Origin of the sequence: Gemmatimonas phototrophica, from assembly GCF_000695095.2 — a bacterium.
Taxonomy (GTDB): Bacteria; Gemmatimonadota; Gemmatimonadetes; order Gemmatimonadales; family Gemmatimonadaceae; genus Gemmatimonas; species Gemmatimonas phototrophica.
On the sequence record NZ_CP011454.1, the window covers coordinates 3,020,719 to 3,045,691 of the forward strand.

Sequence of the window (24,973 nt, forward strand, 5' to 3'; positions counted from 1 at the left end):
CATGGCATGCTCGGCTGGGTAAACGCAGCGGGGTCACGGCGGAATACGCCACGCCCGAGGCAGATCGCGTACCCTTTGCCCAGAAGCTCGCCTATGGCATGGGCGCGTTCGTAAACAACACGCTGGCCGCTGCGATTGGCGGTATGCTGATCATTCTGAATCTCGGGTTCGGGATGAACCCGGCGCTGGTTGGATTGGCCAGCGCCCTTCCGCGCGTCACGGATGCACTGACGGATCCCCTCATGGGATTCATTTCCGACCACACGCGATCGCGGTGGGGACGGCGTCGCCCCTACATCTTCGTGGGGGCCATTCTCTCCGGCGTTTTTTTCGCGGTGTTGTGGATGATGCCGACCGGCAAGTCCGAGATGTTCTATTTCTGGTACTTCCTGATCGGTTCAACGATCTTCTATCTCGGTTACACCATCTTTGCCACGCCGTGGGTGGCTCTCGGCTATGAGCTGACGCCGGATTACAACGAACGCACGCGTCTCATGGGCGTGCAGAACTTCATCGGTCAGCTGGCCTATATCGTATCGCCGTGGTTCCTATGGATCATGACGCACAAGCCGTGGTTCTCCACGCCCGTTGAGGGTGCGCGGTCCCTGGCGCTTGCCATTGGCGCAGTGGCCATCGTGATCGGCATCATGCCAGCCATCTTTCTGCGCGAGCGTTTTGTGGCCGCGCCGATTGCGGCGCCAGTGAACGTGTCGGGAACGACGCGGCCACAGGAAAGCATGTGGGACATTGTCACCCGCAACACCACCCTGTTCTTCAAGGGCTTCGCCACCACCATCAAGTCGGGACCGTTCCGCCGATTGTGCGTCGCCACCTTTTTGGTGTTCAACGGTTTCATCATGATCTCGTCGTTTCAGTCGTACGTGATCATTTATTACGTGTTTGGCGGCAACCAGGAGCGTGGGGCCGAGTACGCGGGGTATGCCGGTACCATCGGCGCCATCTCGACATTCGGGGTCATCTTTCTGGTCACCTGGTTGGCGACTCGTATCGGCAAGCGCAAGGCGTTCTACTTCTCGACGGGCGTTTCCATGGTGGGATACGCGCTGAAGTGGTTCTGCTATGATCCAACCCGTCCGTGGCTGGTCCTGCTGCCGGCGCCGCTCATGGCCTTTGGCCTTGGCGGACTCTTCACCCTCATGGGGTCCATGATCGCCGACGTGGTCGACGTGGATGAACTCGAGACCCATGAGCGCCGCGAGGGGATGTTCGGCTCCATCTTCTGGTGGGTCGTGAAGGTGGGGATGGCGGCTGCGCTGGCGATGGGCGGGTTTCTGCTCAATGCCACCGGGTTTGATGTGGCGCTCGGCAGTCAGCAAACGTCGCAGGCACTCTTTCTGCTCCGCCTGAGTGACGTGCTGGTGCCGTTCATTACCTCCGGCATCGCCATTTGGACCATTGCCGGCTATCCCATTACCGAAGAGAAGGCTCACGACGTGCGACGCGCCCTTGAGGCGCGCCGCACTGCGGCTGGTACTCAGCCGGTGACGAGCCCGTAACCACGAGGGAAGAGTGGCGCCGACGCCTTGTACGTCGGCGCTGCCACCGTGGGCCAGGCAAAGGACAACGTTCCGGTAAAGGGGTGGGCGCCCAACAGCACATCGGCAACCCCCTGCCCTTCGGAGCCTGGCAACCAGGCGGCCACAAAGGCCTGTGACGCAGCCAATTCGGCGTTGACCACCAACGGACGTCCGCCGACAAACACCGTCACCACCGGGATACCCTGCGCGGCAATATGCTGAATGACCGCGAGGTCTTCCGGGTGAAGCTGCGCGAGTTCAATGGTCTTGCCATAGGGCGCCAACGTGTGCGGCTTGACCATGACCTGCGACCCGGGTTCCACCCGTCCCCCGGCGCGAATGTCGCCCATCCCTTCGGCGTAGGGCTTCTCACCGATCACCACAATGGCGACATCATGGTGCGCAGCATTGGCGGAGGCGCCGCTCTCGTCGAGCACTGCCTGTGGGGCCACAGCCTGGATGCCCTCCCAAACGGAGGTGCCGCCTTCAATAGCCTCGTTCGTCGTCTCGCCCTGCCACGCCACGGTAAAGCCGCCGCACTGATGCCCGCGATTGTGTGCGTTCTTCCCGGCCACCAAAATGCGCGCGGACTTCGAGAGCGGCAGCAGCGCCTGTTCATTCTTGAGCAGCACCAGCGACTTTCGCACGGCCTCGCGGGCGACGTCGCGATGCGCGTCGCTCCCGAAGGTTGCCGAGTTGGACCACGGCCGGTCCGCCGGCCGCGCCTTCTCGAAGAGGCCAAAGCGCAGTTTCACGGAAAGAATGCGCCGCACGGCATCATCAATGCGCTCCATGGCGATAATGCCCGCTTCGACCTGCCGGTGCAGCAATTCGAGGCACTGCTTCCATTCGACGGACACCATGAACATGTCGACGCCGGCGTTTGCCGCCATGGCAATGGCCGTCCCGTAGTCTTCGTGGAGGTAATCCACGCCATCCCAGTCGGAGACGACAAAGCCATCGAAACCCAGACGTCCCTTGAGCACGTCGGTGAGCAGATAGCGGTGGCCGTGACACTTCTCACCGTTCCAGCTGTTGAAGGAGGCCATCACGGTGAGCACACCGGCTTCGAGCGCCGGATAATACGGGGTCATGTGTGTGGCTTCGAGCGTCGCCTCATCGATGGCGGTGTCGCCCTGATCGTTGCCGGCCGTGGTGCCACCGTCTCCAACCCAGTGCTTGGCGCAGGCAATCACCCCATCATTCCCAAGATCTCCCTGCACACCGCGAATGTAGCCCGCCGCGAATGACGCCACGCGCGCGGGATCTTCGGAGAAGCTTTCGTAGGTCCGGCCCCAGTGCATGTCGCACGCCACCGCCAGCGTGGGCGCGAAGGTCCAGTCCACACCGGTGGCAAGGACTTCGTGAGCCATGACCCGGGCAATGCGTTCCACCAAATCGGGATCGTTGGTGCAGCCGAGTCCGATGTTGTGCGGAAAAACGGTGGCGCCACGCACGTTGGCATGTCCGTGGATGGCATCAACCGCATACAGCAGGGGAATGGGCAGCTGCCCATCGCCATCGCGCATCGACGCGGCCCAGTACGCATCATTCATGGCCACCCAATCCGCCACGGCGTTGGTCCCGGGGGCGGATCCGCCGCCGCTGAGGATGGACCCGAGGTGATACGTCGCCACGTCGTCCGGCGTCACGGAGGCACGCTCCCCCTGCACCATCTGCCCAAGCTTTTGGGCAAGGCTCATGCGGGAGAGCAGCGCATCGACACGGTCGGCAACGGAAGGTGCTAGCGAATGAGTAGCCATCGACGGAATGTGGATACGGGGAATGGTGCAGCGCCGTCAGGCATGCACCGTAAATTCGACATGCGCCTGCGTTGCCGAATGTGCAGCAACCCAGGCATGAAACCGGCCAGCTTCGGCACGGCGGGATAAATCCCGATGGGTGAACGCCAAGGCCTTGACCGGCAGCGAAAAATGGACCGTGCGTCGCTCGCCTGGCGCCAACGGGATGCGTTGAAAGCCTTTGAGTTCCTTGACCGGTCGGGTCACGCTGCCAACCAGATCGCGGATGTACAACTGGACCACTTCGGTGACGTGATGAGCGCCGCGATTGGTAATGGTGGCGCTGATCTCCACGGTCCCATCCAGTGGCACCTCGGCGCGATGTACCGTGGGGGCATCGTAATCCACCCACGTATACGTGAGTCCGTACCCGAACGGGAAGAGCGGGGACGGATGCACATCCAGATGGAACGAGGTGTTGCCAATGGACAGCTGCGGAGCGCGCGGATGAATATCCTGCATGTCCACCACCGTCTCCGGGGTGGCCGGCTTGCCGGTGTGCTTGTGCGCGTAGTACATGGGAATCTGCCCACTCACCCGCGGCAACGTGACCGGAAGCCTGGCCGATGGCGAGTGCTGTCCGAACAGCAGATCCGTGAGCGCCGGACCGGCCTGCGAGCCGGGGTGCCACGCGTAAAAGAGCGCATGCACCTTGTGGGCGACACGCTCCAGTGCCAGTGGACGGCCAGCCATGACGACCAGCACCACCGGCGTGCCGGTGGCAACGATCGCATCAAGCAGCGCCTCCTGTGCCCCCGGCAGGCTGATATCCGCCCGGCAGTGCGCCTCTCCTGAGAGAATAGCCTCTTCACCCAATACGAGTACAGCCACGTCGGCGTTGCTGGCGCACAGGACCGCGTCGGCGAATCCGCTGGTGTCGTGACTGCGCGTGGTCGCCAGACCGCGGGCATAAACAACTTCCGTGTTGGATGATACGGCGCTCTGCAAGGCCTGCCGCACGGTGGTGCTGAGCGATGCATCGCCGTCAAAGATCCACGTGCCCAACTGTTCGTAGGCATCGTCGGCCAACGGGCCAATCACCGCAAGGCGCCGCAACGCGCTGGCGTCGAGCGGCAATAGGTACGACCCGTCATGCATCGTGTTGGTGAGCAGTACGATGCTTTCCCGGGCAATCTCTCTGGCGGCGATCAGATGCGCTTCGTTCCCCACCAAGGGCAACTGCGCCTGATCAATGACGGGCTGTTCGAATAGTCCGAGCCGTACCTTCAGGCGCAGTACATTCGCCACCATCCGATCGAGCAGCGCCATGGGCACCACGCCATCCGCCACCAGCGACTCCAAATGCGCGGCGTAGGTGGTGCTGGCCATTTCCATATCTACACCCGCCAAAGCGGCCTGGCAGGCGGACCCTCGATCGTCTACCGTGAGGCCGTGCACCGACAGATGGCGTACCGAATCCCAATCGCTGACGACCATCCCATTGAAGCCCCATAACGAGCGCAGGACGTCCTCGAGCAGCTCCCGATTGGCGGTAGCCGGCACACCGTCGATATCGCTGAACGACGTCATGACGGTGGCCACGCCAGCTTGCACCGCCGCTTCGAACGGCGGCAAATGCACATCGCGCAGTTCGCGGGGGGCGATGTTGGTGCTGTTGTAGTCGCGCCCACTTTCCGATGCGCCGTAGCCTACGAAATGCTTGGCGCAGGCGGCAATGCTTCCCGGGGCCGTGAGATCCTCTCCCTGAAAACCGCGCACCGCCGCCGCGCCCAGCACCCCAGTGAGCCACGGATCTTCACCAAAGCCCTCAGCCACCCGTCCCCAGCGAGGATCGCGGCCAATGTCGAGCATGGGCGCAAAGGTCCAGTTCACTCCGTGGGCCGACGCTTCGTGCGCCGCGATGCGCGACGCGCGCTCCACCGCCTCGGGGTTCCAGCTGGAGGCCATACCCAGCGGAATGGGGAACACCGTGGCAAAGCCGTGAATCACATCGCGCCCGATCAGCAACGGGATACCGGACCGCGATTCGTTCATGGCAATCGCCTGCAGGCGCGCCACGGTCTGTGCATTGACCTCGTTGATGATGGAGCCAATTGCCCCATCGCGGATCGCCTGTGCCAGTGTATCGGGAATGTGGCCTCCCCCACCCTGCACCTGCTGCAGCTGCCCGATCTTTTCCTGGATCGTGAGCGTCTGCAGCAGGGCGGCGACACGTGCTTCGGTGGCGTCCAACGTCACCGGCAGATCAACATCCAACACGACTTACCACGCAACGGAGAGATACGTCCGGATTTCCCACTCCGAACCATTCCGTGCCGGCGCCGTGGGATCACACACCGGCGATCCGGTCACGAGATCCGGCGCAAACTCCGGGCAGAAGCGCGGCGAGAACTTGTTCAGCGACCGCCACGTGCCACGCATACCCACCTTGGTTTCCGGCACATCCCACCACTGCGGCGACCCGAAGGCGTACGACAGGTCCCCCATGAACTGTTTGGGGAAGGTGAGATTGAAGTCACGGTGGTAGTCGAACGGGCCCCAGTCGTTGAACTTGGCCGCGCCAATGAGCTTCACATGCTGCTTGACGGCGCGCAGGTCGATTCCCGAGCGGTGCAGCAGCCGCGGATCGTTGCCGTTGGGTTCGGCCGTTCCGGTGTAGACGTTCGCAATGAGCCGCAGATCCGATCCCACCTTGGAAATGATGCGCGAGCGAACCTCGTACAGGCTACGGGCCGGTGTGGCGCCCGGGAAGGCAAAGGTCGTACGACCGTCGGCCAGAATACCAATGGCCGCATCCATGGTGGTGGGCAAGCGACGATAGACGTAGCCGAGGTTGGCGGCGAAGCGCGCATCCTCACGCATATCGTTGTCCCAGGCGTACATCCAGGTGGCCGGGGTGGGATCGAACGTGAGCAGCATTTCGGCGCCGTACGTTTCGCGATTGCCGCGCACCGCAAACGGATCGTCGAGGACGTTGCGCGGACGGGCGGGCGCAGGTGCCGTGAAGGGCACCGGTCCGGCGATGGGCTTCTGGTACAGCACGTTGGGAGCGAACTGGAAGGACCCGTACGTGACCGTCAGACCGGTCATGATGTTCGACTGGTTGTTGAGCCCCGTCTCCTTGAGGCTCCACCCCGTGAACGTCTGTACGGAGGTGGGGCCACCGTCGGCCACGAGCCCCATCACCGCGCCCTGCGCGTACCAGTTGTAGCGACCACGCGTGTAGGTCACCTTGGCTTTGCCACCAAAGGCATCGCTGTCACGCACCTTGTCCGCCAGCACGCGCGATCCGTCAACGATCTGGAAGGGCACACCGACGCGCGTGGCACCAGCCCAGATACCGCCGGCTTCCACACCAAAGCCGGCAATGGTGTCGGCGAGATGCAGCGTGGCACGACGCGTCTGCGGAAGCGGTACGGCGAACGAGCTGTTGGTGGCCGACGCGTTCAGCTGCGCCACTTCTTCCTGATACAGACCGGTGACGTGTACGCCACCCACCTTGCGACCGTACTTGCCGATGATCATGGGGTTGGCGCCCCACCAGAGTTCCGGCCCGAGCGCCAGCTTGAGCCCCTGCAGTTTGCGCTTCCCCGTGAACTCCATACCGGCCGGAGCATTGCCGTTATAGATGTCCATGTTCTTGCCGTAGTTCGCTTCGCGATAGATCCCGAAGAAGTCGCCTTCGTAGCCCCAGTGATAGTGGCCGGAGCGGTAGAACGCATCGAGGCGGAAGTTCTTCTCATCCCACGAGACGCTGGCGCGATACACGGCGAGGCGCTCGTTGTCAGTAATGCGCAACGGCGACCCATCGGTGAGGACCGTCCGCGCACGCCCGCGATTTTCGTAGAAGAGTTCGTCGATGGGATTGTTGGGCACGTTGCCCAGCACGTTCAGGGACAGCGTCGCGGAGAAATTGTCGGCAGGGCGGGCCGTCAGATCGGCATAGAAGCTCTCAAGCCGATCAAAGCCCGTGAACGCCGGCCGCGCGGTCGCGCTGGGGGTCCGTGACGATGGCGTGCTGAGCTTCTCGCCGCCGGTATTGAACGTCTGCAGGTCAAAACGGAGTCCGCTTACGCTGAACTTGTTGTTCCCCGCTCCTGATGCGGCCCCGCCCTCGGCGCGCGCCCGTAGCTCCGCCTCGGCGGGGGCAATGGCCGCAAAGTGGCTGCGGATCACGGCGGCGGTGGAGGTAGCGGCGTACGGATCGATCTGGTAGGCGCGCTGCAGTGCGTAGAACGCGGCACGCGGATAGAGCGGATAGAGCCCACGCGAGTCGGGGGCGCCCTTCGCGACAATGCCCCACCACTCTTCGTTCATGTTGTTCTCGCCTTTGACATAGTCATCGGCGTAGGCCGCGTTGGACCACGAGGCATTCACATCGTGCTCGCTGAGTCGCACGTCCTGACCGTACTTCCACCAGCCATCAGTCCACTGGAACGTGAACCCGCCAATGGAGTTGCCGGTGCGCCCCTTGCCGGCCACGTTTTCGAAGATCTCCTGCCACTGCGCGAGCAGATAGCGCGTCTGCGACAGCTGGTCTTCGCGCATATCACGCGCGTTGTACGCATCGGCGCCGAACTCGGTGAACATCACCGGCAACCCGAGGGTGGTCTTCACGCGCTCGAAGAGATCGCCAAACGACGCACCGCGGTACACGTTGGTGCCAAAGACATCGAGTCCCTTGGCCTCACGGGCGATGATGTCGAGGTACTGCAGGTCGCCGTTGGCCAGCGCCACCGGACGTGAGGCGTCACGCGCCTTGATAGCGCGCGAGACTTCACCGACCAGCGAGTAGAGAAAGGTGGCCTTGGCGGCGTCGCGCTCACCGGAGGGAAGATTCTCCGTGGCCGCGGACTTCCACTGCAAGCCGTAGTTGTTTTCGTTGCCAAGCAGCCACATGAGCATGCCGGGCGTGCCGCGGAACTCATCAACAAGCGCGAGCACTTCGGCGGTCAGCGCCTGCCGCACGCGGGGATTGGAGTAGTCCGTTTGCGGGGTAAACACGCCGTTGATCGTCGTGCCATACCGCCCCAACGCATGGTTGAGCACGGTCCAGATGCCATACTGCTCGTAGATGTACTTCACCCAGCGCGGCGGCACGCCGTTGTACTGCCGAATGACATTGACCCCCATGACCTTGAGCAGGGACATCTCCCGGTCTAGCGCCGCCTTGATGACATCATCCGGCTGCGTCCAGAGGCTGTAGGCATAGTTCTGCCCGATGGGGAAGTAATCCCAGTTGACGCCCTTGAGCAGGACATCAGCGCCGTTGACCTGCAGTCGGGTGCCGGCGGCATCAGTGCGAATCTCAATGCGGTCTGGCGCCGTCTGGGCAGCGAGTGGAGCGGGCACGGCACCCGCGAGTCCCAGGAGAATCACGGCCGTTGCCACACCACGCTGCAGCGGGCGGGGCGCCATCATGGACAATGCATGCATCATATAAAGGGGCCTCCTCCACCGGGGGCGGTGGGAGGTAGATCGGGGCGGGTGGCGAGTCGATCGGGAAGGGGGAGCTTTGTTCGCCGTGACAACAAAGTTGTCTTTGCGTCGTGCCCCGTCAAGAGTAGACCCGCCGGGAATCGCAGCGAGTCGGTCACCCCAGCCCCTTCCCGGCCGTTACAAGATGTACTTCCGCAAATCTTCGTCTTCCGCAATAGAGCGCAGCCGGTCCCGCACCATCTCGGCGTTCACCAGGACCGCCTCTTTTCCACGATCGGGAAGCTCGTAGAGCACCTCCTCAAGGAGGGTGGTCATAACGGTGTGTAACCGGCGCGCCCCGATGTTCTCCATACGTTCGTTCACCCGAGCAGCCACCCTGGCGAGCTCAGCTATTCCATCGTCGGTAAAGGTGAGGCTGGCCCCTTCGGCCTCGACAAGGGCGGCGTACTGCTTGGTCAGCGCGTTCTCCGGCTCGGTCATGATGCGTACGAAGTCGGATTCGGTAAGCGCCTTGAGTTCGACCCGAATAGGGAAACGTCCCTGCAGCTCCGGAATGAGATCGCTGGGTTTGCTGACATGGAAGGCACCCGCCGCGACAAAGAGGATATGGTCGGTTTTGACCATGCCATACTTGGTCTGCACGTTCGAGCCTTCCACGATGGGCAGTAGATCCCGCTGCACGCCTTCGCGTGAGACATCGGGGCCCCCGCCCTGCCCCCGCTCGCCGGCGATCTTGTCGATCTCGTCGAGGAAGACGATCCCCATGGCCTCGGTACGCTCCAGCGCGTCTCCGGTGAGGTCATCAAGGTCGATCAGCTTATCAAGTTCCTCGTCCAGCAGCAGGCGGCGCGCTTCACTCACCTTGACGGTACGTCGCTTCTTCTTCTTGGGCATCATGTCGCGAAACCAGTCGGCGACACTCTCCATCCCCTCCGGCGCCCCGGGCATGGCGGCCCCCGGCATGCCCGGTCCGCTTTGGGTCACTTCGATTTCTACCTCCCGACCATCCAGCTGTCCGTCCAGCAGCAGCGCCTTGAGCTTGTCTCGCGTGCGCTTGTGCCGCTCGAGCGACTGCTCATGCTCCACCTTCGCATCGGGAGAAGCTTCGGCCGCCAAGGCGGGCGGAGTTGGCAGCAGCAGATCCAGAATACGCTCGTCCACTTTGCCGATGGCGAGGTCCTCGACCTCGGATTCCCGCTCAGTGCGCACCATATCGATGGCGTTCTCAATGAGATCGCGCACCATGCTTTCCACGTCGCGACCCACATAGCCCACTTCCGTGAACTTGGAGGCTTCGACCTTCACGAACGGCGCCCCGGACAGCTTGGCCAGTCGACGGGCAATCTCTGTTTTACCCACGCCAGTGGGCCCAATGAGAATGATGTTGTTGGGAGAGATTTCGTCGCGAATGGACTCCGGCGCCCGTTGTCGGCGCCAGCGATTGCGCAGGGCAATGGCGACGGACTTCTTGGCATCCGCCTGACCCACGATGTACCGATCCAGCTCCGCCACAATCTGGCGAGGCGTCAGGTCCGCGAGTCGCGCGATGGCTTGTTGCGTGCGTGGAGAAGCCATGTCAGACGCTCGGCTCCAACACCGTGATATTGGTGTTGGTGTAAATGCAGATCTCCCCGGCAATTGTGAGCGCCTTGGTGACGATATCGCGCGGCAGCAGCGCCGTTTCGCGTAGCAGCGCCCGCGCCGCGGCCTGGGCATATGCTCCACCCGAGCCGATCGCCAGAATGCCGTCGTCCGGCTCAATCAGTTCGCCGTTCCCGCTCAGCATGAAGCCGTGGTTGGCATCGGCTACGATGAGCATGGCCTCCAAACGCCGCAGCACGCGATCACTGCGCCACTCCTTGGCGAGCTCCACGGCCGCGCGCGGCAAATTGCCGGGGTAGCGCTCCAGCTTCTCCTCAAACTTTTCGAAGAGTGTGAGTGCGTCGGCTACCGAACCAGCGAAGCCGGCGAGCACGCGACCGCCCTTGAGTTGCCGGACCTTCACGGCCGAGTTCTTGGCGACGGTATCACCAACGGAGACTTGACCGTCGCCCCCAATGGCGACGCGTCCGTCGCGGCGTACCGCGAGGATAGTGGTGGCGCGAATTTGCGGCAGTGTCATGTGAATAAGATACGCGGCGCGCAGAATTGGTGACACACCGTCGATCTCCAGGCACTTTTCTTCGACGCACTCGGCCCCCCGTAACGTCGCGGATCGCGAAAGACAGGCGCTGGTCTTGGTGTCATATTTCCCGGTATGCCTCCCATTTCCTTTGCCGATATCACGGCGGCGCGCGAGCGGCTGCGTCCGTTCTTTGTCCCTTCACCAGTTCGCCATTACCCCCTGCTTGACGAGTTGGTGGGGTATGGCATCCGGGTGCTGGTGAAGCATGAGAATCACCTGCCCACGGGCAGCTTCAAGGTGCGCAACGGTACGGCGTCCATTACGGCGCTCACGCCGGAGCAGGCCGAACGTGGAGTGATTGCGGCCACCACTGGCAACCATGGGCTGGGGCTGGCCTGGGCCGGGGCTGCGCGCGGTGTCTCCGTGACCATTTGTGTGCCCAAGGGGAACAACCCGGAGAAGAACGCGGGCATTCGCTCGTTTGGCGCCACGCTCATGGAAGTTGGCGATCGCTACGACGATGCGGTGGCGGCGTGCCGTACCATCGCCGAGCAGGAGCACCGCACCATCGTGCATTCCACCAATCATCGCGAGGTGTTGACCGGCGCGGGCACCATGAGCGTCGAATTTCTGGAACAGGCTCCAGAACTGGACGCCATCGTCATTGCGCTGGGAGGCGGCTCTCAAGCGGTGGGCGCACTGGTGGCGGGCGCCGAGCTCAAGCCGTCGTTCAAGGTGTACGCGGTACAAAGCCAGGGCGCGAGCGCGCAACACGATGCCTGGCACGACGGTGTTTCGCGCAGCGGTGCTCCGGCGCAGACGTTTGCCGAGGGGATCGCGACCGGCTCCACGTACGACTTGACCTTCGATACCCTTCGTGGTGGCCTCGCAGACTTTGTACTCGCCGGTGAATCGATGATCTCACAGGCGGTGCGGGATTTATGGACGATCACGCACAATCTTGCGGAAGGCGCAGGCGCGGCGGGATTGGCAGGGCTTCGCTTGCTGGCGCCGCGTCTGGCGGGTCAGACAGTCGGCATCGTGATGTGCGGCGGCAATCTTGATGCGCAGCGGGCCGCGACGATTCTGGCAGGGGGGACCCCGGGGGTGTAGGAACTCATGACCCAGAACTCGAACCCAGAACCCGCAACTGATCAGTTTCGAGTTTTGGGTCAGGGTTTTGAGTTGTCAGTTTCGCTACGCTCTAGGGTGAGCCTGACGGTATACCTTTTTCAACCGATCGACGCTGGTGTGCGTGTAGATCTGCGTGGTGCTGATGCTGGCGTGCCCCAGTAGTTCCTGTACCGCGCGCAGATCAGCACCACCATCTACCATGTGCGTGGCGAAGGTATGGCGGAGCGAGTGGGTGGTGAGGTCGGCGCCTTCGCCCACCGCATCGAGCAACGTGACCATGGCGTGCTGCACCGCGCGCGTGCTGATGCGGGTGCCGCGGGCACTCAGAAAGACCGCGCCGCGGGCGAGTCGCCCAGCTTTCGCGCCGCCCAACTGCAACAACAGCGCGTCGCGCTTCACGAGGTAATTGCGCAGCGCCCGCTGAGCGTGATCGCCCAACGGCACGATACGCTCCTTGCGCCCCTTGCCGCGCACCTTGACCTGCTGCGACACGAGGTCGAGATCGGACAGATCAATGCCGCACAGCTCAGAGAGGCGCAGCCCGCTGGAGTAGAACAGCTCCAGCATGGCGAGGTTGCGCACATCGGTGAAATCGAGACTCTGCGCGCGGGTGGTGGCGTGCTGCATGAGCGTATCGGCTTGCTGCCGATCGAGGTATGACGGCAGGGTGCGCGGCAACCGCGGCGATCCCACCGCGCGGGCAGGATTGATGTCCACGCGTTCATCGCGGTGCATCCACCGGTAGAAACTGCGTACGGCCGACAGCTGGCGCGCGATACTGCGCTTGGCGAGCCCACGCCGGGTGAGATGCGCCATGTAGCCGCGAATGCTTGTACGCGACAGCTCATTCCAGTCCCACCCGCCTACCCCGTGGGTTTGCGCCAGCCAGACGGAGAACTCCCGCAGGTCGCGCGTATAGGCGCCCACGGAATTGGGAGACAGATCGCGCTCCTTCTGGAGATGGGTCAGAAACTCCCCGATCTCCGTGGGCAGCGCGACGGTCTCCTCCGAGGTCGTCATCCCAGGACGGGCGTTGCCGCCGTCAGGGCGTGGGCATCACGCCACGCCGCTATCTGCGCCAGCCCCCGTTCAGCGAACAGTTCGCGCTTCTTTGTTTTGTCCTTGAGCACTTTGGCCGGTACGCCTTCGAGGTCGTCGAGCAGACCGAAGTTGGCGTTCATGGGCTGAAAGTGCTTGGGATCGGCTTCGCGCAGATACCGATACAGCGCGCCCATCATGGTGGAAGGCGGCGGCACGACCGGCTCCTCACCCCTCAGGAGCCGCGACAGATTGATGCCGGCCAGCAGGCCGGTGGCACTGCTTTCCGTGTAGCCTTCAACACCCGTAATCTGCCCGGCGAACAGCGTCGTTGGTGCATCGCGCAGTGCGAGATGCGGGGACAACGCCGCCGGAGCATTCACGTACGAATTGCGGTGAATGCTGCCAAAGCGCAGAAATTCCGCGTCCGCGAGCCCCGGGATCATGCGAAACACACGGGCCTGCTCGGGAATGCGCAAACGCGTCTGAAAGCCCACGAGGTTCCACATGCGACCGGCGCGATCTTCCTGCCGCAGCTGCACCACCGCATGCGGACGGGCCGTACTGCGCGGATCCTGCAACCCGATGGGTTTCATGGGTCCGAAGCGCAGCGACTCCCGACCACGGCGGGCCATCTCTTCGACGGGCATGCACCCTTCGAAGTACGGCACACTGTCGAACTCGTGCGCGGTGAACTGGTCGGCGGTCGTGAGCGCGTCGATGAACGCCTCGTACTCCTCCTTGCTGAACGCGCAGTTGAGGTAGGCCCCTTCTTCGCCTGCGCCTTCCATGGTTTCCTTGCCCCAGCGCGAGGCCCGGAAAGCGACATCCTGATTAATGGAGTCGAGCGAAATGACCGGGGCAATCGCGTCGTAAAAAGCCAGCGATTCCACACCGAGGCGCGCCCGGATGCGCTCAGCCAACGCGTCACTGGTGAGCGGCCCCGTGGCAACGATGCCGACCTCAGGGATCTCGGTGACCTCTTCGCGCGACACTGAAATGCGCGGATGGGCGTGAATGTGATCGTGCACGCCCTGCGAAAAAATCTCGCGGTCCACCGTCAGCGCGCTGCCTCCTGGCACCCGTGCTTCGTCAGCACAGGCCAGGATCAGCGAGCCCAGCGTCCGCATTTCCGCCTTCAGCAGCCCGTGCGCATTGGATGGCTCGGTGCTCTTGAACGTATTGGAGCAGACGAGCTCGCCCAGCTTTTCCGTGCGGTGCGCCGCCGTGCCGCGCACGGGGCGCATTTCATGGAGCACCACGTCGTGCCCGCGTTCAGCGAGTTGCCACGCCGCCTCACTGCCTGCGAGCCCGCCACCAATCACATGGACGGTCACGCCACCTCAGCCACTTCGGCCTCATCCGGCGCGGCCACGTCCCACTCGTTGGTGCACTTGAGGCACTTCCGGAAGGACCCGCGCGTCTTGTTGGACTTGGCTTCGGCACCCACATACCCGCATTCCGGGCAGGTTTCGGCGACCGGCTTATCCCACACCACAAAATCGCAATTGGGATAGTTCTCACAGCCGTAGAATGCCTTGCCGCGTTTTTTGGAACGACGCTCGGCGATTTCCCCGCCATCCTTGGGACACTTCACGCCGGTGGGCATGCTGCGCGTGCCGCGACACTTGGGGAACTTGCTGCACCCCAGGAAGTCGCCGGAGCGCCCGTGGCGGATGACCATCGGCTCACCGCACTCCTGACACATGTACTTCGTGAGTTCGGCCGGCTTCTTCTCACCCTTGATGGGGCGCGTGTATTTGCAGACCTTGGGATGATTTTCGCAGGCCACAAACGGCCCGAAGAATCCGCCCTTGGCCACGAGCTTGCCGCCGCACTCCGGGCAGCGCTCCGTCTCGAGCGCCGAAAGGTCGTAGGCCTCGCCGATGAGCTGCGGCAGATCGTCGTCGTGCAGATTTTTCTTGATCTTCGACCATTCTTCGCCGAGCACTTCGATCCAGTTGGCATCGCCATCGGCGATCTTGTCGAGCTCCAACTCCATCTTCGCGGTGAAGTGCACATCGAAGAGGTCGGGGAATTTCTTCACCATGACCTTTTCGACCGTTTCCCCCAACTCCGACGGGAAGAACCGTCGCTGCTCGAGCGCCACATAGCGTCGCTCGGCGAGCACCGAGATGATGCTGGCGTAGGTGGACGGGCGACCGATACCGAGCCGCTCGAGTTCCTTTACGAGCGACGCTTCGGAGAATCGCGGCGGCGGTTCGGTGAAGTGCTGCGTGGGCGTGATGGCCTTGACGGGCACCTTCTCGCCCATCTCGAGGAACGGGAGCGCCTGTTCGTCTTCAAGCGCCTTGGAGTCCCCTTCTTCGCGCGCTTCGCGGTAGAGGGCGAGGAATCCCTGGAATTTGATGACGGAACCGGTGGCGCGGAACAGACACTGACGGCCCTTCGTGGCGATATCGAAATCGACCGTCGTGGTATCGAAGACGGCCGGAGCCATCTGCGACGCCATGAAGCGCTGCCAGATGAGCTGATAGAGCTTGAACTGATCGGCGGTCAGGTACTTCTGCACCTGCTCCGGACGACGGGAGGGATCGGTGGGACGTACGCCTTCGTGGGCATCCTGCGCGTTGGCCTTGCCGCTGGGATAGAGCTGCGGTTGCGGCGACAGAAAGTCTTCACCGAACTGCGAGCGCAATGCTTCGCGCGCGGTGTTGGCGGCATCCTCACTGACGCGCGTGGAGTCGGTACGCATGTACGTAATGAGACCCGTCGCGCCATCAATACCCACATCGATGCCTTCGTACAGATCCTGCGCCAGCCGCATGGTACGCTTGGAGCCGAACCCGAGTTTCTTGGCGGCTTCCTGCTGCAGCGTGGACGTGGTGAATGGTGCCGCCGGGTTCTTGCGACGCTCGCGCCGCTTGACCTCGGTGACTTCGAATTCCTTTCGTCCCTTGAGATCGGCGAGAATGGCGTCGGCTTCGGCACCGGTGGAAATCTCGGGCTTCTTGCCGTCCACGTGGTGCAGCTTGGCCGAGAACGGCTGTTGTCCCTTTTGCAGGTCGGCGGCGATGCTCCAGTACTCAACCGGGGTGAAGGCGCGGATTTCGCGTTCACGCTCCACAATGAGACGGAGCGCGACGGTCTGCACACGACCGGCGCTGAGTCCCTTCTTCACCGTCTTCCAGAGCACCGGACTGGCCTTGTATCCCACCAGTCGGTCGAGCACTCGGCGTGCCTGCTGCGCTTCGACTTTCTTGTTGTCGATGTCCATGGGTTTCGCCATGGACTTGTGCACCGCATCCTTGGTGATTTCGTGGAACATCACCCGGCGAATGGGCGCCGACACCGCGTGCCGCTTGGGTTGCGTGAAGTACTGCTCCACGTGCCAGCCGATGGCTTCCCCTTCGCGATCAGGGTCGGTCGCGATGAAGATCTCGCGCGCACCCTTGGCGATTTTCTTGAGGTCGGTGAGGATGTCCTCCTTGCCCTCGATCGTGACGTACTCGGGGGCAAAGCCGTGATCGATATCGATCCCCAGCTTTTTGGCCGGCAGATCGCGGACGTGACCGACCGTGGCGCGCACGGTGTAGCCGCGCCCCAGGTACTTGCCGATGGTCTTGGCCTTGGCCGGCGACTCGACGATAACGAGCGACGTCCCGCCTGCCGGTGCCGGCTCGAGCTCTTCCTCGAGTTCCACCGGAGCCGCCTTCCGCGAGGCCACTTTTTTCACCGCGCTCTTTTTGGCCGCCGCTTTTTTGGCGGGAGCCTTTTTGGCGGCGGACTTGGCCGCGGGCTTGGCCGTGGCTTTTTTCGCCGTCTTGGGTGCTGCCTTTTTTGTTGGCATCAGCTCAGTGAATCAGGGGACGCTCGCCACCCATGGCGCCATCATCCAACCCGACGTCGTCCGCCAGCGCACGGACATCCGCCAAGGTGATGCGGCCGTCAACATGGACGAGCGCGCGTTCCACCAGTTGCTCGAAATCGTTCAGGGTCACGGCGCCGGACGCATAGAGCGTGATGAGATAGCCCCAGGCATCCGTGGTAAACCGGCCGCGCTCGTGAGGCCCCTGCACCCGCAGGGACGGCTCACGTTCGCTGTCGGCACCGCCCCAAGTGGGCGACGGCGCATTATCGCTATACAGCAAGGAAAGAATCTCACCGATTTGTCGCCGGTCGTATCCTTTCGCCGAGAGGTAGGCTTCCACCTCCACGACATCGGTATCGGCAGCAAAACGCTCCCGTAACTCGTTCAAGACCGGCGCCCAGCGATCGTCCATTTCCTAACCTACCCCCGGCGTCCCCTCATGGGCAAGCGCCACCAGAGAATCTGTAACTTGTTGTGTGGTAAGAGTTTCCACATCAACAACGTAATCGGCCCTATTATAGAGGGCGGCTCGGGCCTCCCACAGGCTCCGCATTTTGGCCTCCGGATCCGCTTGCTGCAACAAGGGCCGAACAATCCGGGACCGCGAGATACGACGCATGGCGGCTTCGGGGGATACCCGAAGGTGCACAATTCGTCCCGGCGGCCTCAGCAATTCTATGACACCAGCGTTCGTCACCCAACCGCCACCAGGTGCCAGAACCATTGGCGGCGCGGCAGCGAGCTCCCGGGTGAGTGCGACCTCGAGGGCCCGGAACGCCGCCTCGCCCTGTTCCGCAAAAAAGCGGGCCACCGAGCGCCCGGTACGCAGTTCTATCTCCGTATCGAAGTCCAGGAACGGGCGCCCCAACCGCTTGGCCACCGCACGCCCCATGGTGGACTTCCCGGCGCCGGGAAGCCCCACCAGCACCAGGTGCCCGTCAAACTGTGTCGTGGAAGAGGTCATGGGGGAGGCGTGAGTTTTCGGCACGATGTGCCGCGTGCCCATGTCCGCGGCTAACGGTCCACGCGTTCGTCGAGGCGCGCCAGATAAGCGTTGAGATTCCGCTGCGTTTCCGGCAGCGAGTCGCCACCAAACTTTTCCAGAAGTGCGTTCGCCAGAACAAAGGCAGCCATGGATTCGGCGATTACGCCCATGGCCGGGACGGCGGTGACATCGCTGCGCTCCGCGACCGCCTGTGCGGCCTGGCCGGTGGCCATATCCACGGTCCCGAGCGGGCGCATGAGGGTGGAAATGGGCTTCATGGCCACCCGAATCACCAACTCCTCCCCGGTGGTCATCCCCCCCTCCGTGCCGCCGGCCCGATTGGTGCGCCGACGCACGTGACCAGCCCGGGTACGCCCTGGAGCCGCTTCAATTTCGTCGTGCACCTCGGCACCGGTACGACGGGCCGTTTCAAAGCCCAACCCCACCTCAACGCCCTTAACGGCGGGAATGGAGAGCATGGCCTGCCCCAGCCGTCCGTCAATGCGCGTATCCCATGACACGTGCGATCCAAGGCCTACCGGCAGGCCGGTCACCACCACTTCGCAGATTCCGCCCAGCGTGTTCCCCTCTTTCTTGGCGGCGTCGATGCGCTCAATCATGCGCGCCTCGGCCTGTGCATCGAGCGTGCGCAATGGCGACGCGTCGGAGGCCGCATTGAGATCCTCCGGCAACACATCGGGGCGCGCCGCGTCGATGCCACCCAGGTGCACCAGGTGGGATCCGATCCGTACACCGACCTCGCGCAGCAGCACCTTGCAGATCGCACCCGCTGCCACGCGCGCGGTGGTTTCGCGGGCCGAGGCCCGCTCGAGGATGTCGCGGGCGTCGCTGCGATCGTACTTGAGGAGGCCTGTGAGGTCGGCATGCCCGGGGCGCACTCGCGTCACATGGCGCTTGCGCAGCCCGTCAGTGTCGGCCTCGCGGGGCGCCGGGTCCATGATCTCCATCCAGTTCTTCCAGTCGCTGTTGCGGACCAGCATGGAGATGGGGGAGCCAAGGGTTTCGCCGGCGCGAACACCAGAGAGAAACTCAATGCGATCGGTTTCGATCTGCATCCGACGCCCGCGTCCGTATCCCTGCTGACGGCGCGCGAGTTCGGTATTGACGTCGTCGGCCAGCAACGGCACACCGGCCGGCATTCCTTCCAGTAACGACACGAGCGCGGGACCATGCGACTCGCCGGCAGTGGTAAATCTGAGGGGCATGAGAGCAACCTACCCGGCCCCACCTGAAATCGGGAGTTGTTGAGACTGGAGACGTGGACGGTGAGAGCGAGAGGGGGGAAACAACGAGGGCCCCGGACTAGTCCGGGGCCCTCGTTGTTTTCAAGATCGACGTTTACTGGCAGGTGGTCGTGAAGTTGTCCGGCAGTGCAACCAGCGTCACACCGCGGATGGTCGCCCCCACGAGCACGAGCTGACCGTTCGGGCGAACCGTGGCGCGCACCGGCCCAACGATCGGATCACGAATGGGGATCGTGGCGATCTTGCGATAGCAATACGTGTCGAACACGTCGATGACCGGCTCGCTCGACGCCACGAAGGCGAGGCGCGTGCGCAGCGGGGTCGAATTCGCCCCCGAGTTCAGCGGGTGGAAGTCCAGCCCACCACCACTCGGCCGGCTCTGCAGAATACCCTGCAGTCGGAGCGAGTTGTCGAACAGGTAGGTGGAGTCACCCTTCACCGCATTCAGCTCACCATCAAAGTTGATCCCGACGCCCTGGACACGGGCGAAGGTATTGGCGATGAAGTCCGACACGTCCACCGGGCGCGAGACACCGCGATCGATGACGGGCAGCGGCGGCGTGGTCTCGAATCCGCGGGTGACATCGTACGTCATGGCGCGGCTGCCGAGTACCGGGCCACCTTCCCCGAAGACGGCGCGACGGAAGTTGCCCGAGTTGCGGACGAACGTGGTGTCGCGGAACGCCAGCTGATCGAGGCGGACGACGATGGAGTAGTTGTACGAACCGTTATCCGTGGTGACCGTCTGGCGAGCCGGCAGCAGAATGGAGTCGGCCCCCACCCCACCAGCGGCAAAGCGCTCGATCTCCAGCGTGTCCGCGCGATTCTGAGACTGGCCGATTGCCTGTTCGAAGAAGAAGTGCGAAGACTTCTTGTTCAGGTTCTCCCAGCGAATCGTGCCCTGATTCGGGAAGGGCGTGCTCTGTCCAGGCGTTGGCGTTGTCGAGTACACGATGACCACATCGCCGCACGCCGAACCCGGGCTGACCGGTCCACTACAGGTTGAGGCGATGTACTGCGGGCGATCGCTGAAGTCGTAGATCGTGCGCTGCGTGATGACCTGATCGGTATTCGCGGCCCGGGTGCTCGTGATCGAGTACACCATGATATTGGGCAGCGGATAGCGATACACTTCGCGGCCGGTAGGACCGGCGTTGAGGTTCACGTAGCTGACGTTGGTACCACCGGAGTTCGCCACGAGCAGCGTGTCACCCATGACGCCATCACGATTCCGGGGCCAGGCCGAGATACCCCAGGGGCGCGAGCCCACGGCGATGGGGGCGCGGAAGGTGGAGTCGGCCAGGTTGAACACCTCGAGCCAGTTGCGCTCGATGTTCGAGAGATACAGCCGGTCCGTGCGTGGCACATACAGTGCGTCGGCGATCTGACCGCCGCCCGGAAGCGGATTGGTGTAGCCGGCCACCACCTGTACCGTATCCGCACGCAGGGCGCCGGAGCCGAAGCGGGCCAGATCACGACGACCATTGGCGTTGCGGGCGAAGCCGGCGACCGTGACTGGCGTTGGGAAGGCCGTTACCGGGATGCGCGATCGGAACGTGCGCACCAGCGTGGAAAACGCTCCCGTGGAAGTCACAGAGTCGGCCACCAGGAGTTGCCCGGTGAGCGTACGGACCTCGTACCCAATCGTGGCGATACCAACCGGGTCGGTCGCCTCAACGAACACCGTATCGCTGACTTCGACACGCGGCGACACGCCGGTACGGACCACCGGAATGGTGTTCGCATTGGCCGGGCTCTGCACCGCGTAGGCGACCGTGGTGCCCAGCACGCGCTGGTTGAGCGAGTCCGTGACGAACGGCGTGACATTGATGGTCGCACCGCGCACCGTGTCCGGAATGGTGAGCGTATCGAGCACCGACAAGGAATCACGCAGCGGCGAGTTGTACGTGAGCGAGTCACGGAAGCTGTACGCGCCGCTGATCTGGTAGCCGATGGTCCGGACCTTGTAGCGGGCCTTGCCGGACAACGACAGCACGAGCGCCTTGCCGCTCACAACCGGTGAGTTGGCGACCGGACTGGTGATGATGGCTTGCGGCGGCTCAAGGTTGCCCACCGTCAGGGCCACCAACGCCGTGTCGGACTGATTGCCAGCACCGTCCGTGGCCACCGTACGGGCGCTGACCGTGGCACCGATGGGCGCGTTGCCCGGCACCTTCACGTTGACCGCCATCGTGATGGAGGTCACGGCGCTGGTCATCACGGTGTCGTACTGCGCCGTGATCCCGCCCGCCAGCAGCAGGCGAACGCGCTTGAGGCCGATGTTGTCGGTCGCGTTGATGGTCACCGACAGCAGTGTGTCAGCCACCGGATTGCCCTTGGCGATCGAGACCCGTGGCTTCACGGTATCGGCAAAGGGCGGATCGATGACCTCGTCACCGTCGCAAGCACCGAGGGCCACGGCCGCCACGAGGGCGGCCAGACCCGCGCGCAGGCGCGGCCGGGGTGCGGAGTAGAATGAGAACATGAGTGATTTATCCTCGTCGCCTTAGCGGCCTGGGGGCGGCGTGACGCCTTCGTCCAGGATGTGGGGCGTGACCAGGATGAGGAGGTCGCGCTTGGTCTCGTTCTTGGAGTTCTGCGAGAAGAGCCGGCCGACGAACGGCAGATTCATGAGCACCGGGATGCCGCTCCGGAAGCGCGTGGTTTCGGTTACCGTGAGTCCGCCAATCACGGCCGCCTCACCATCCGCCACGAGCACCTGCGATTCGGCGCGCTGCCGGTTGAAGATGACGCCCACATCCGTCTGAGAGATTTCCGCGCTGGAATTCTCCGCCTTGATGTTCATGAGCACCATCTTGTTGTTCGTGATCTGGGGCGTCACCGAGAGCTTGATACCGGCTTCTTCCTTGGACACGGCGGCCCGGGGGAAGAAGGCGGCCGCATTGGGCGCCTGGGCGCCGGCTCCACCGCCGGCACCACCGCCACCACCGCCACCGCCACCCTGCGCGCCCTGTCCACCGGCGTCGATCACTCGGATCGGGATTTCCTGACCGACGAAGATCTCAGCGCTCCGGTTGTTCAGGATCGTGATGCTGGGCTCCGACTGCACATCCGCCAGGGACGTGGTCTGCAGCGCGTTGAGGAACGCGGTCAACTGATAGCGACCGAGTGCCGTGCTGTAGATCAGGTTGAGGGCGTTGGGCTTGATGGCATTGTTGGCGTTGGCAATACCAGCGATGGCGTTACCGCCGAGGGCGATGCGCGCCGGGCCCTGGAAGGGCGCTCCGCCACCCGTCGCGTCAGGCACCCCGTCGCCGTCCGTATCAATGGCGGTCAGCGTGGCCGGATCGGTACGCGGAACCAGCTGCTGGAAGAACTGCTTGTTGCCGGTGCCGAGGTCGTAGGCGAGACCGATATCCTGAATGCCGGTGCGATTCACGAACACGATCTTCGCCTTGATGGCCACCTGCGGCGTGCGCACATCGAGCTGCTGAATGCGCGACACGATTTCCGGCAGGCGCGAGGGGACTTCCGTGATGATCAGCTTGTTGGTGGCGCTATCCGACGCCACCGAGCCACGCACCACGCACCCCTGCCCGCCCATCTGCTGCTGATTACCCTGCGAACCGCCACCAGACTGATTCATCGGCATGCCGAGATCGCGGCCCGTAGCCATGGTGCTGAGTCCCGTGCAATCCCGGGCGAGCAGCGCCTGCACCGTATTGCGGAGCACGGCGGCCTTGGCGTAGTTGATGTCTACGATCTGGGTGACCAGCGGCTCGAGCGCCTGGTTGGACGCCAGGTTCCGGTAGCTATCCACCGAGATGATCCCGCTGGCGTCTTCCGTGGCGGCCAGTCCCTGCGACTGCAGGATGGCCTGCAGGGCGACGTCCCACGGCTTGTCGGCGATATCGGCGGTGACCGTGCCGTCCACATCCTTGCCCACGACGATGGTGCGTCCCGAGAAGGTGGCGAAGGCCGCAATCACGTCGCGGATGCTGGTGCCATCATACGACACCGTGATGCGGGGCTTCTGCTGCTGACGACGCGCGGCCGAGATGGACGCTTCCGACGCGGGGGTCCGCGGGGTGAGCATGCCTTCGGAGTTCACGTCAATCTTTGGCGCCTCCACCTTGGCCGGTTCCGCCTTGAGCGGCTCCGACTTGGCGACGTCAATCCGGACCGGTTCACTGATCGCGGCCGGCGCCGCGTCCGGCTTGCGCGCGGAATCGGCGGGAGCGGCGGTCGCAGGAACGGCAACCGGTGATTCGAGGCGACCCGTGGCGACGGCCGTCACGTTCGTGGACGCGCGGCCAGTCCCCCAGCGGGCAAACTGTGCCGACGGCGCTTCGATATTGATGCGCACACTGTTCCCGTCACGCTCGACGGTATACTTGTGGGCCGCATCGAGGTCAATCACGAGACGCGCCGTGTCGGCCCGGAACTGCGAGAGGCGGACATTGCGAACCGCTCCGCGCGCCTTGCCATCGTAGTTGGACGGGATGGCCAGATTGGCGCCGCCCAGGTCCACCACGATGCGGGTGGGATTGCTGAGCGTGAAGTGGTTCAGCGTGACCGCGGCATCTACGTCGAGCACGATGGCGGTGCCATTTGGTGCCGGCGCTACTTCAATGGCGCGTACGCGACCACGGATCACCGCGTCGTCATTGGTGATGGCCGTAGCGGCCGAGGGGGCAGTGTGTGGCGCGGGAGTGGGCGCAGTGCCCACCAGCATCGCGGCCATCACCGCAACGGTCGTCGGTCCCATCATGGATTCCTCACTTTCGTCGTGTCGCTGCTCAGCGGCAGCGTCTCCTGCCGATTGAATCCGAATTCCTCGATTGTGAACTGCACCGCCTTCTGGCGGATCCCACTCACGCGCAACCGCCCCAACTGCTGGCCGACCCGCACGCGATACTGTGTTTTGGAGTACGTGTCGCGCAGAATCGCCACCGAGTTGTTGCCGGCGGGATCAAACGCCACCGCCGTGAGGCGCAAGTCGCTCAAGAGCGGGCGGACATCGCTGCTGGACATGAGCGACTTGTACGGGTCGCGACGGCCACCACCGCTGTACGCAAAGGCTTCGCGCTGAATGGTGATTTCGGACGGCGTCGTCACTTTCTTGCTCTCGGCTTTTGCGGCCGGGGCAATGGGTGCACTGACGGTACCGGCCGACTCGCCGCGCACCGTACGCGCCGGCGTCTGGGCCTGCGCCACCTGGACACCCGCGAGGCTGCTCGCCATCACGACTGTGAGGAACCGCGTGAACCGGGTCATGACGACCGCTCCTTCGAGCGCGGCGCGGGCGCCGTCTTCTCGACGTAGGTCTGCAGGGTGATGGTCGCGGCCAGCGATCCCTTTTCCGACGTGCGCACCTGGCCGCGCTGGACATTGGACGAACCGGCCATGATGGAGAAGTTCACCGGCGCCACAATACGCGGGAGCGATCCCACGTTGGCGAGGAACTCGCCGAACTGGTGATAGCCACCGATGATGGTGACAGTATAGCGATAGGTATCGAAGCGCTCGCCCACGATGACCGGCTCGGGGACCACGCCGCCAACATCGAGACCGGCCCGACGTGCCGCCGTGCTGACTTCCTCGAGCAGCGCCGGAACTTCGTTGCCGGTGGGCACCAGGCGGCGCATGACTGTCAGCGCCGAGCGATTCTGCGCAGCCTGTGAACGCAGCTCTTCGATGCTGCCACTGGCGAACTCGCGCGCCGCCTTCTGGTTGGCGTCCTCGAGTTCGGCCACGTGCGTTTCATCGAGCAGCAGCTGTTCGTTCTTGGACGCATACGGATACATCCAGTACATGACCGCCAAGGCGATCGCCGAGAAGCCGATCAACAGCTTGACCTGATCTCGCTGGGAGGTAGGAAGGAGAGCCATGG

Annotated in this window: 17 protein-coding genes; 2 read left to right on the plus strand and 15 right to left on the minus strand. The window is 63.6% G+C overall.

The window, feature by feature from the left end:
* Positions 1 to 14 precede the first annotated feature (14 nt).
* Complete coding sequence (locus tag GEMMAAP_RS12805) at positions 15 to 1,517, plus strand: MFS transporter (protein ID WP_043580752.1); 1,503 nt, start codon at positions 15 to 17, stop codon at positions 1,515 to 1,517.
* On the opposite strand, the gene GEMMAAP_RS12810 is transcribed toward GEMMAAP_RS12805, so the two are convergent.
* From GEMMAAP_RS12810 to hslV, 5 genes are all read right to left on the minus strand, one after another.
* Complete coding sequence (locus GEMMAAP_RS12810; protein ID WP_026849463.1) at positions 1,496 to 3,301, minus strand: glycoside hydrolase family 3 protein; 1,806 nt, start codon at positions 3,299 to 3,301, stop codon at positions 1,496 to 1,498. The two genes, GEMMAAP_RS12805 and GEMMAAP_RS12810, sit on opposite strands and share 22 nt — an antisense overlap.
* 36 nt (positions 3,302 to 3,337) lie before the next feature.
* On the minus strand, positions 3,338 to 5,560 hold the full coding sequence (locus GEMMAAP_RS12815; RefSeq protein WP_053334047.1) for a glycoside hydrolase family 3 N-terminal domain-containing protein: 2,223 nt from the start codon (positions 5,558 to 5,560) through the stop codon (positions 3,338 to 3,340).
* Positions 5,561 to 5,563: 3 nt separating this feature from the next.
* Positions 5,564 to 8,722 carry a glycoside hydrolase family 2 TIM barrel-domain containing protein gene (locus GEMMAAP_RS12820; RefSeq protein ID WP_202969131.1) on the minus strand — a complete coding sequence of 1,053 codons (3,159 nt, stop codon included), beginning with the start codon at positions 8,720 to 8,722 and terminating at the stop codon, positions 5,564 to 5,566.
* Between the two features lie 195 nt (positions 8,723 to 8,917).
* Entirely contained in the window at positions 8,918 to 10,315 is a 1,398-nt protein-coding gene (hslU, locus tag GEMMAAP_RS12825; protein WP_043580648.1) for an ATP-dependent protease ATPase subunit HslU, read from the minus strand.
* Between the two features lies 1 nt (position 10,316).
* Entirely contained in the window at positions 10,317 to 10,862 is a 546-nt protein-coding gene (hslV, locus tag GEMMAAP_RS12830; protein ID WP_043580646.1) for an ATP-dependent protease subunit HslV, read from the minus strand.
* Between the two features lie 135 nt (positions 10,863 to 10,997).
* On the opposite strand from hslV, the gene GEMMAAP_RS12835 reads away from it, so the two are divergent.
* Positions 10,998 to 11,978, plus strand: a complete 981-nt coding sequence (locus tag GEMMAAP_RS12835) for a threonine ammonia-lyase (protein WP_026849458.1) — start codon at positions 10,998 to 11,000, stop codon at positions 11,976 to 11,978.
* An 84-nt stretch (positions 11,979 to 12,062) separates the two neighbouring features.
* On the opposite strand, the gene xerC is transcribed toward GEMMAAP_RS12835, so the two are convergent.
* From xerC to GEMMAAP_RS12885, 10 genes are all read right to left on the minus strand, one after another.
* A complete protein-coding gene (xerC, locus tag GEMMAAP_RS12840; RefSeq protein WP_026849457.1) occupies positions 12,063 to 13,019 on the minus strand; it encodes a tyrosine recombinase XerC in 957 nt (318 codons plus the stop codon).
* Complete coding sequence (gene trmFO / locus GEMMAAP_RS12845) at positions 13,016 to 14,374, minus strand: methylenetetrahydrofolate--tRNA-(uracil(54)-C(5))-methyltransferase (FADH(2)-oxidizing) TrmFO (RefSeq protein ID WP_043580644.1); 1,359 nt, start codon at positions 14,372 to 14,374, stop codon at positions 13,016 to 13,018. The genes xerC and trmFO overlap by 4 nt, the downstream gene beginning before the upstream one ends.
* Positions 14,371 to 16,848: a type I DNA topoisomerase gene (topA, locus tag GEMMAAP_RS12850; RefSeq protein WP_053334046.1), complete on the minus strand. Its 2,478-nt coding sequence runs from the start codon at positions 16,846 to 16,848 to the stop codon at positions 14,371 to 14,373. Before topA ends, trmFO begins: the two co-directional genes overlap by 4 nt.
* Positions 16,849 to 16,852: 4 nt before the next feature.
* Complete coding sequence (locus GEMMAAP_RS12855; RefSeq protein ID WP_026849456.1) at positions 16,853 to 17,281, minus strand: DUF494 family protein; 429 nt, start codon at positions 17,279 to 17,281, stop codon at positions 16,853 to 16,855.
* Between the two features lie 3 nt (positions 17,282 to 17,284).
* Complete coding sequence (locus GEMMAAP_RS12860; RefSeq protein WP_075071509.1) at positions 17,285 to 17,833, minus strand: shikimate kinase; 549 nt, start codon at positions 17,831 to 17,833, stop codon at positions 17,285 to 17,287.
* Between the two features lie 50 nt (positions 17,834 to 17,883).
* Complete coding sequence (aroC, locus tag GEMMAAP_RS12865; RefSeq protein WP_026849455.1) at positions 17,884 to 19,080, minus strand: chorismate synthase; 1,197 nt, start codon at positions 19,078 to 19,080, stop codon at positions 17,884 to 17,886.
* 133 nt (positions 19,081 to 19,213) lie between these two features.
* A complete protein-coding gene (locus tag GEMMAAP_RS12870) occupies positions 19,214 to 21,604 on the minus strand; it encodes a YncE family protein (protein ID WP_026849454.1) in 2,391 nt (796 codons plus the stop codon).
* Between the two features lie 21 nt (positions 21,605 to 21,625).
* The gene (locus GEMMAAP_RS12875) at positions 21,626 to 23,851 is read right to left on the minus strand and encodes a type IV pilus secretin family protein (RefSeq protein WP_082821297.1); all 2,226 of its coding nucleotides are present in this window, start codon (positions 23,849 to 23,851) and stop codon (positions 21,626 to 21,628) included.
* Positions 23,848 to 24,357 carry a hypothetical protein gene (locus tag GEMMAAP_RS12880; RefSeq protein ID WP_026849452.1) on the minus strand — a complete coding sequence of 170 codons (510 nt, stop codon included), beginning with the start codon at positions 24,355 to 24,357 and terminating at the stop codon, positions 23,848 to 23,850. The genes GEMMAAP_RS12875 and GEMMAAP_RS12880 overlap by 4 nt, the downstream gene beginning before the upstream one ends.
* A complete protein-coding gene (locus GEMMAAP_RS12885) occupies positions 24,354 to 24,971 on the minus strand; it encodes a type IV pilus inner membrane component PilO (protein ID WP_026849451.1) in 618 nt (205 codons plus the stop codon). Before GEMMAAP_RS12885 ends, GEMMAAP_RS12880 begins: the two co-directional genes overlap by 4 nt.
* Positions 24,972 to 24,973: the final 2 nt, after the last annotated feature.

What these genes read in the sequence shown, in the direction of transcription:
- GEMMAAP_RS12810 (WP_026849463.1), bottom strand. Translation starts at nt 3,301, where the DNA reads ATGGCTACTCATTCGCTAGCACCTTCCGTTGCCGACCGTGTCGATGCG.
- GEMMAAP_RS12820 (WP_202969131.1), bottom strand. Translation starts at nt 8,722, where the DNA reads ATGATGGCGCCCCGCCCGCTGCAGCGTGGTGTGGCAACGGCCGTGATT.
- hslU (WP_043580648.1), bottom strand. Translation starts at nt 10,315, where the DNA reads ATGGCTTCTCCACGCACGCAACAAGCCATCGCGCGACTCGCGGACCTG.
- hslV (WP_043580646.1), bottom strand. Translation starts at nt 10,862, where the DNA reads ATGACACTGCCGCAAATTCGCGCCACCACTATCCTCGCGGTACGCCGC.
- GEMMAAP_RS12835 (WP_026849458.1), top strand. Translation starts at nt 10,998, where the DNA reads ATGCCTCCCATTTCCTTTGCCGATATCACGGCGGCGCGCGAGCGGCTG.
- xerC (WP_026849457.1), bottom strand. Translation starts at nt 13,019, where the DNA reads ATGACGACCTCGGAGGAGACCGTCGCGCTGCCCACGGAGATCGGGGAG.
- topA (WP_053334046.1), bottom strand. Translation starts at nt 16,848, where the DNA reads ATGCCAACAAAAAAGGCAGCACCCAAGACGGCGAAAAAAGCCACGGCC.
- GEMMAAP_RS12855 (WP_026849456.1), bottom strand. Translation starts at nt 17,281, where the DNA reads ATGGACGATCGCTGGGCGCCGGTCTTGAACGAGTTACGGGAGCGTTTT.
- GEMMAAP_RS12860 (WP_075071509.1), bottom strand. Translation starts at nt 17,833, where the DNA reads ATGACCTCTTCCACGACACAGTTTGACGGGCACCTGGTGCTGGTGGGG.
- aroC (WP_026849455.1), bottom strand. Translation starts at nt 19,080, where the DNA reads ATGCCCCTCAGATTTACCACTGCCGGCGAGTCGCATGGTCCCGCGCTC.
- GEMMAAP_RS12870 (WP_026849454.1), bottom strand. Translation starts at nt 21,604, where the DNA reads ATGTTCTCATTCTACTCCGCACCCCGGCCGCGCCTGCGCGCGGGTCTG.
- GEMMAAP_RS12875 (WP_082821297.1), bottom strand. Translation starts at nt 23,851, where the DNA reads ATGATGGGACCGACGACCGTTGCGGTGATGGCCGCGATGCTGGTGGGC.
- GEMMAAP_RS12880 (WP_026849452.1), bottom strand. Translation starts at nt 24,357, where the DNA reads ATGACCCGGTTCACGCGGTTCCTCACAGTCGTGATGGCGAGCAGCCTC.
- GEMMAAP_RS12885 (WP_026849451.1), bottom strand. Translation starts at nt 24,971, where the DNA reads ATGGCTCTCCTTCCTACCTCCCAGCGAGATCAGGTCAAGCTGTTGATC.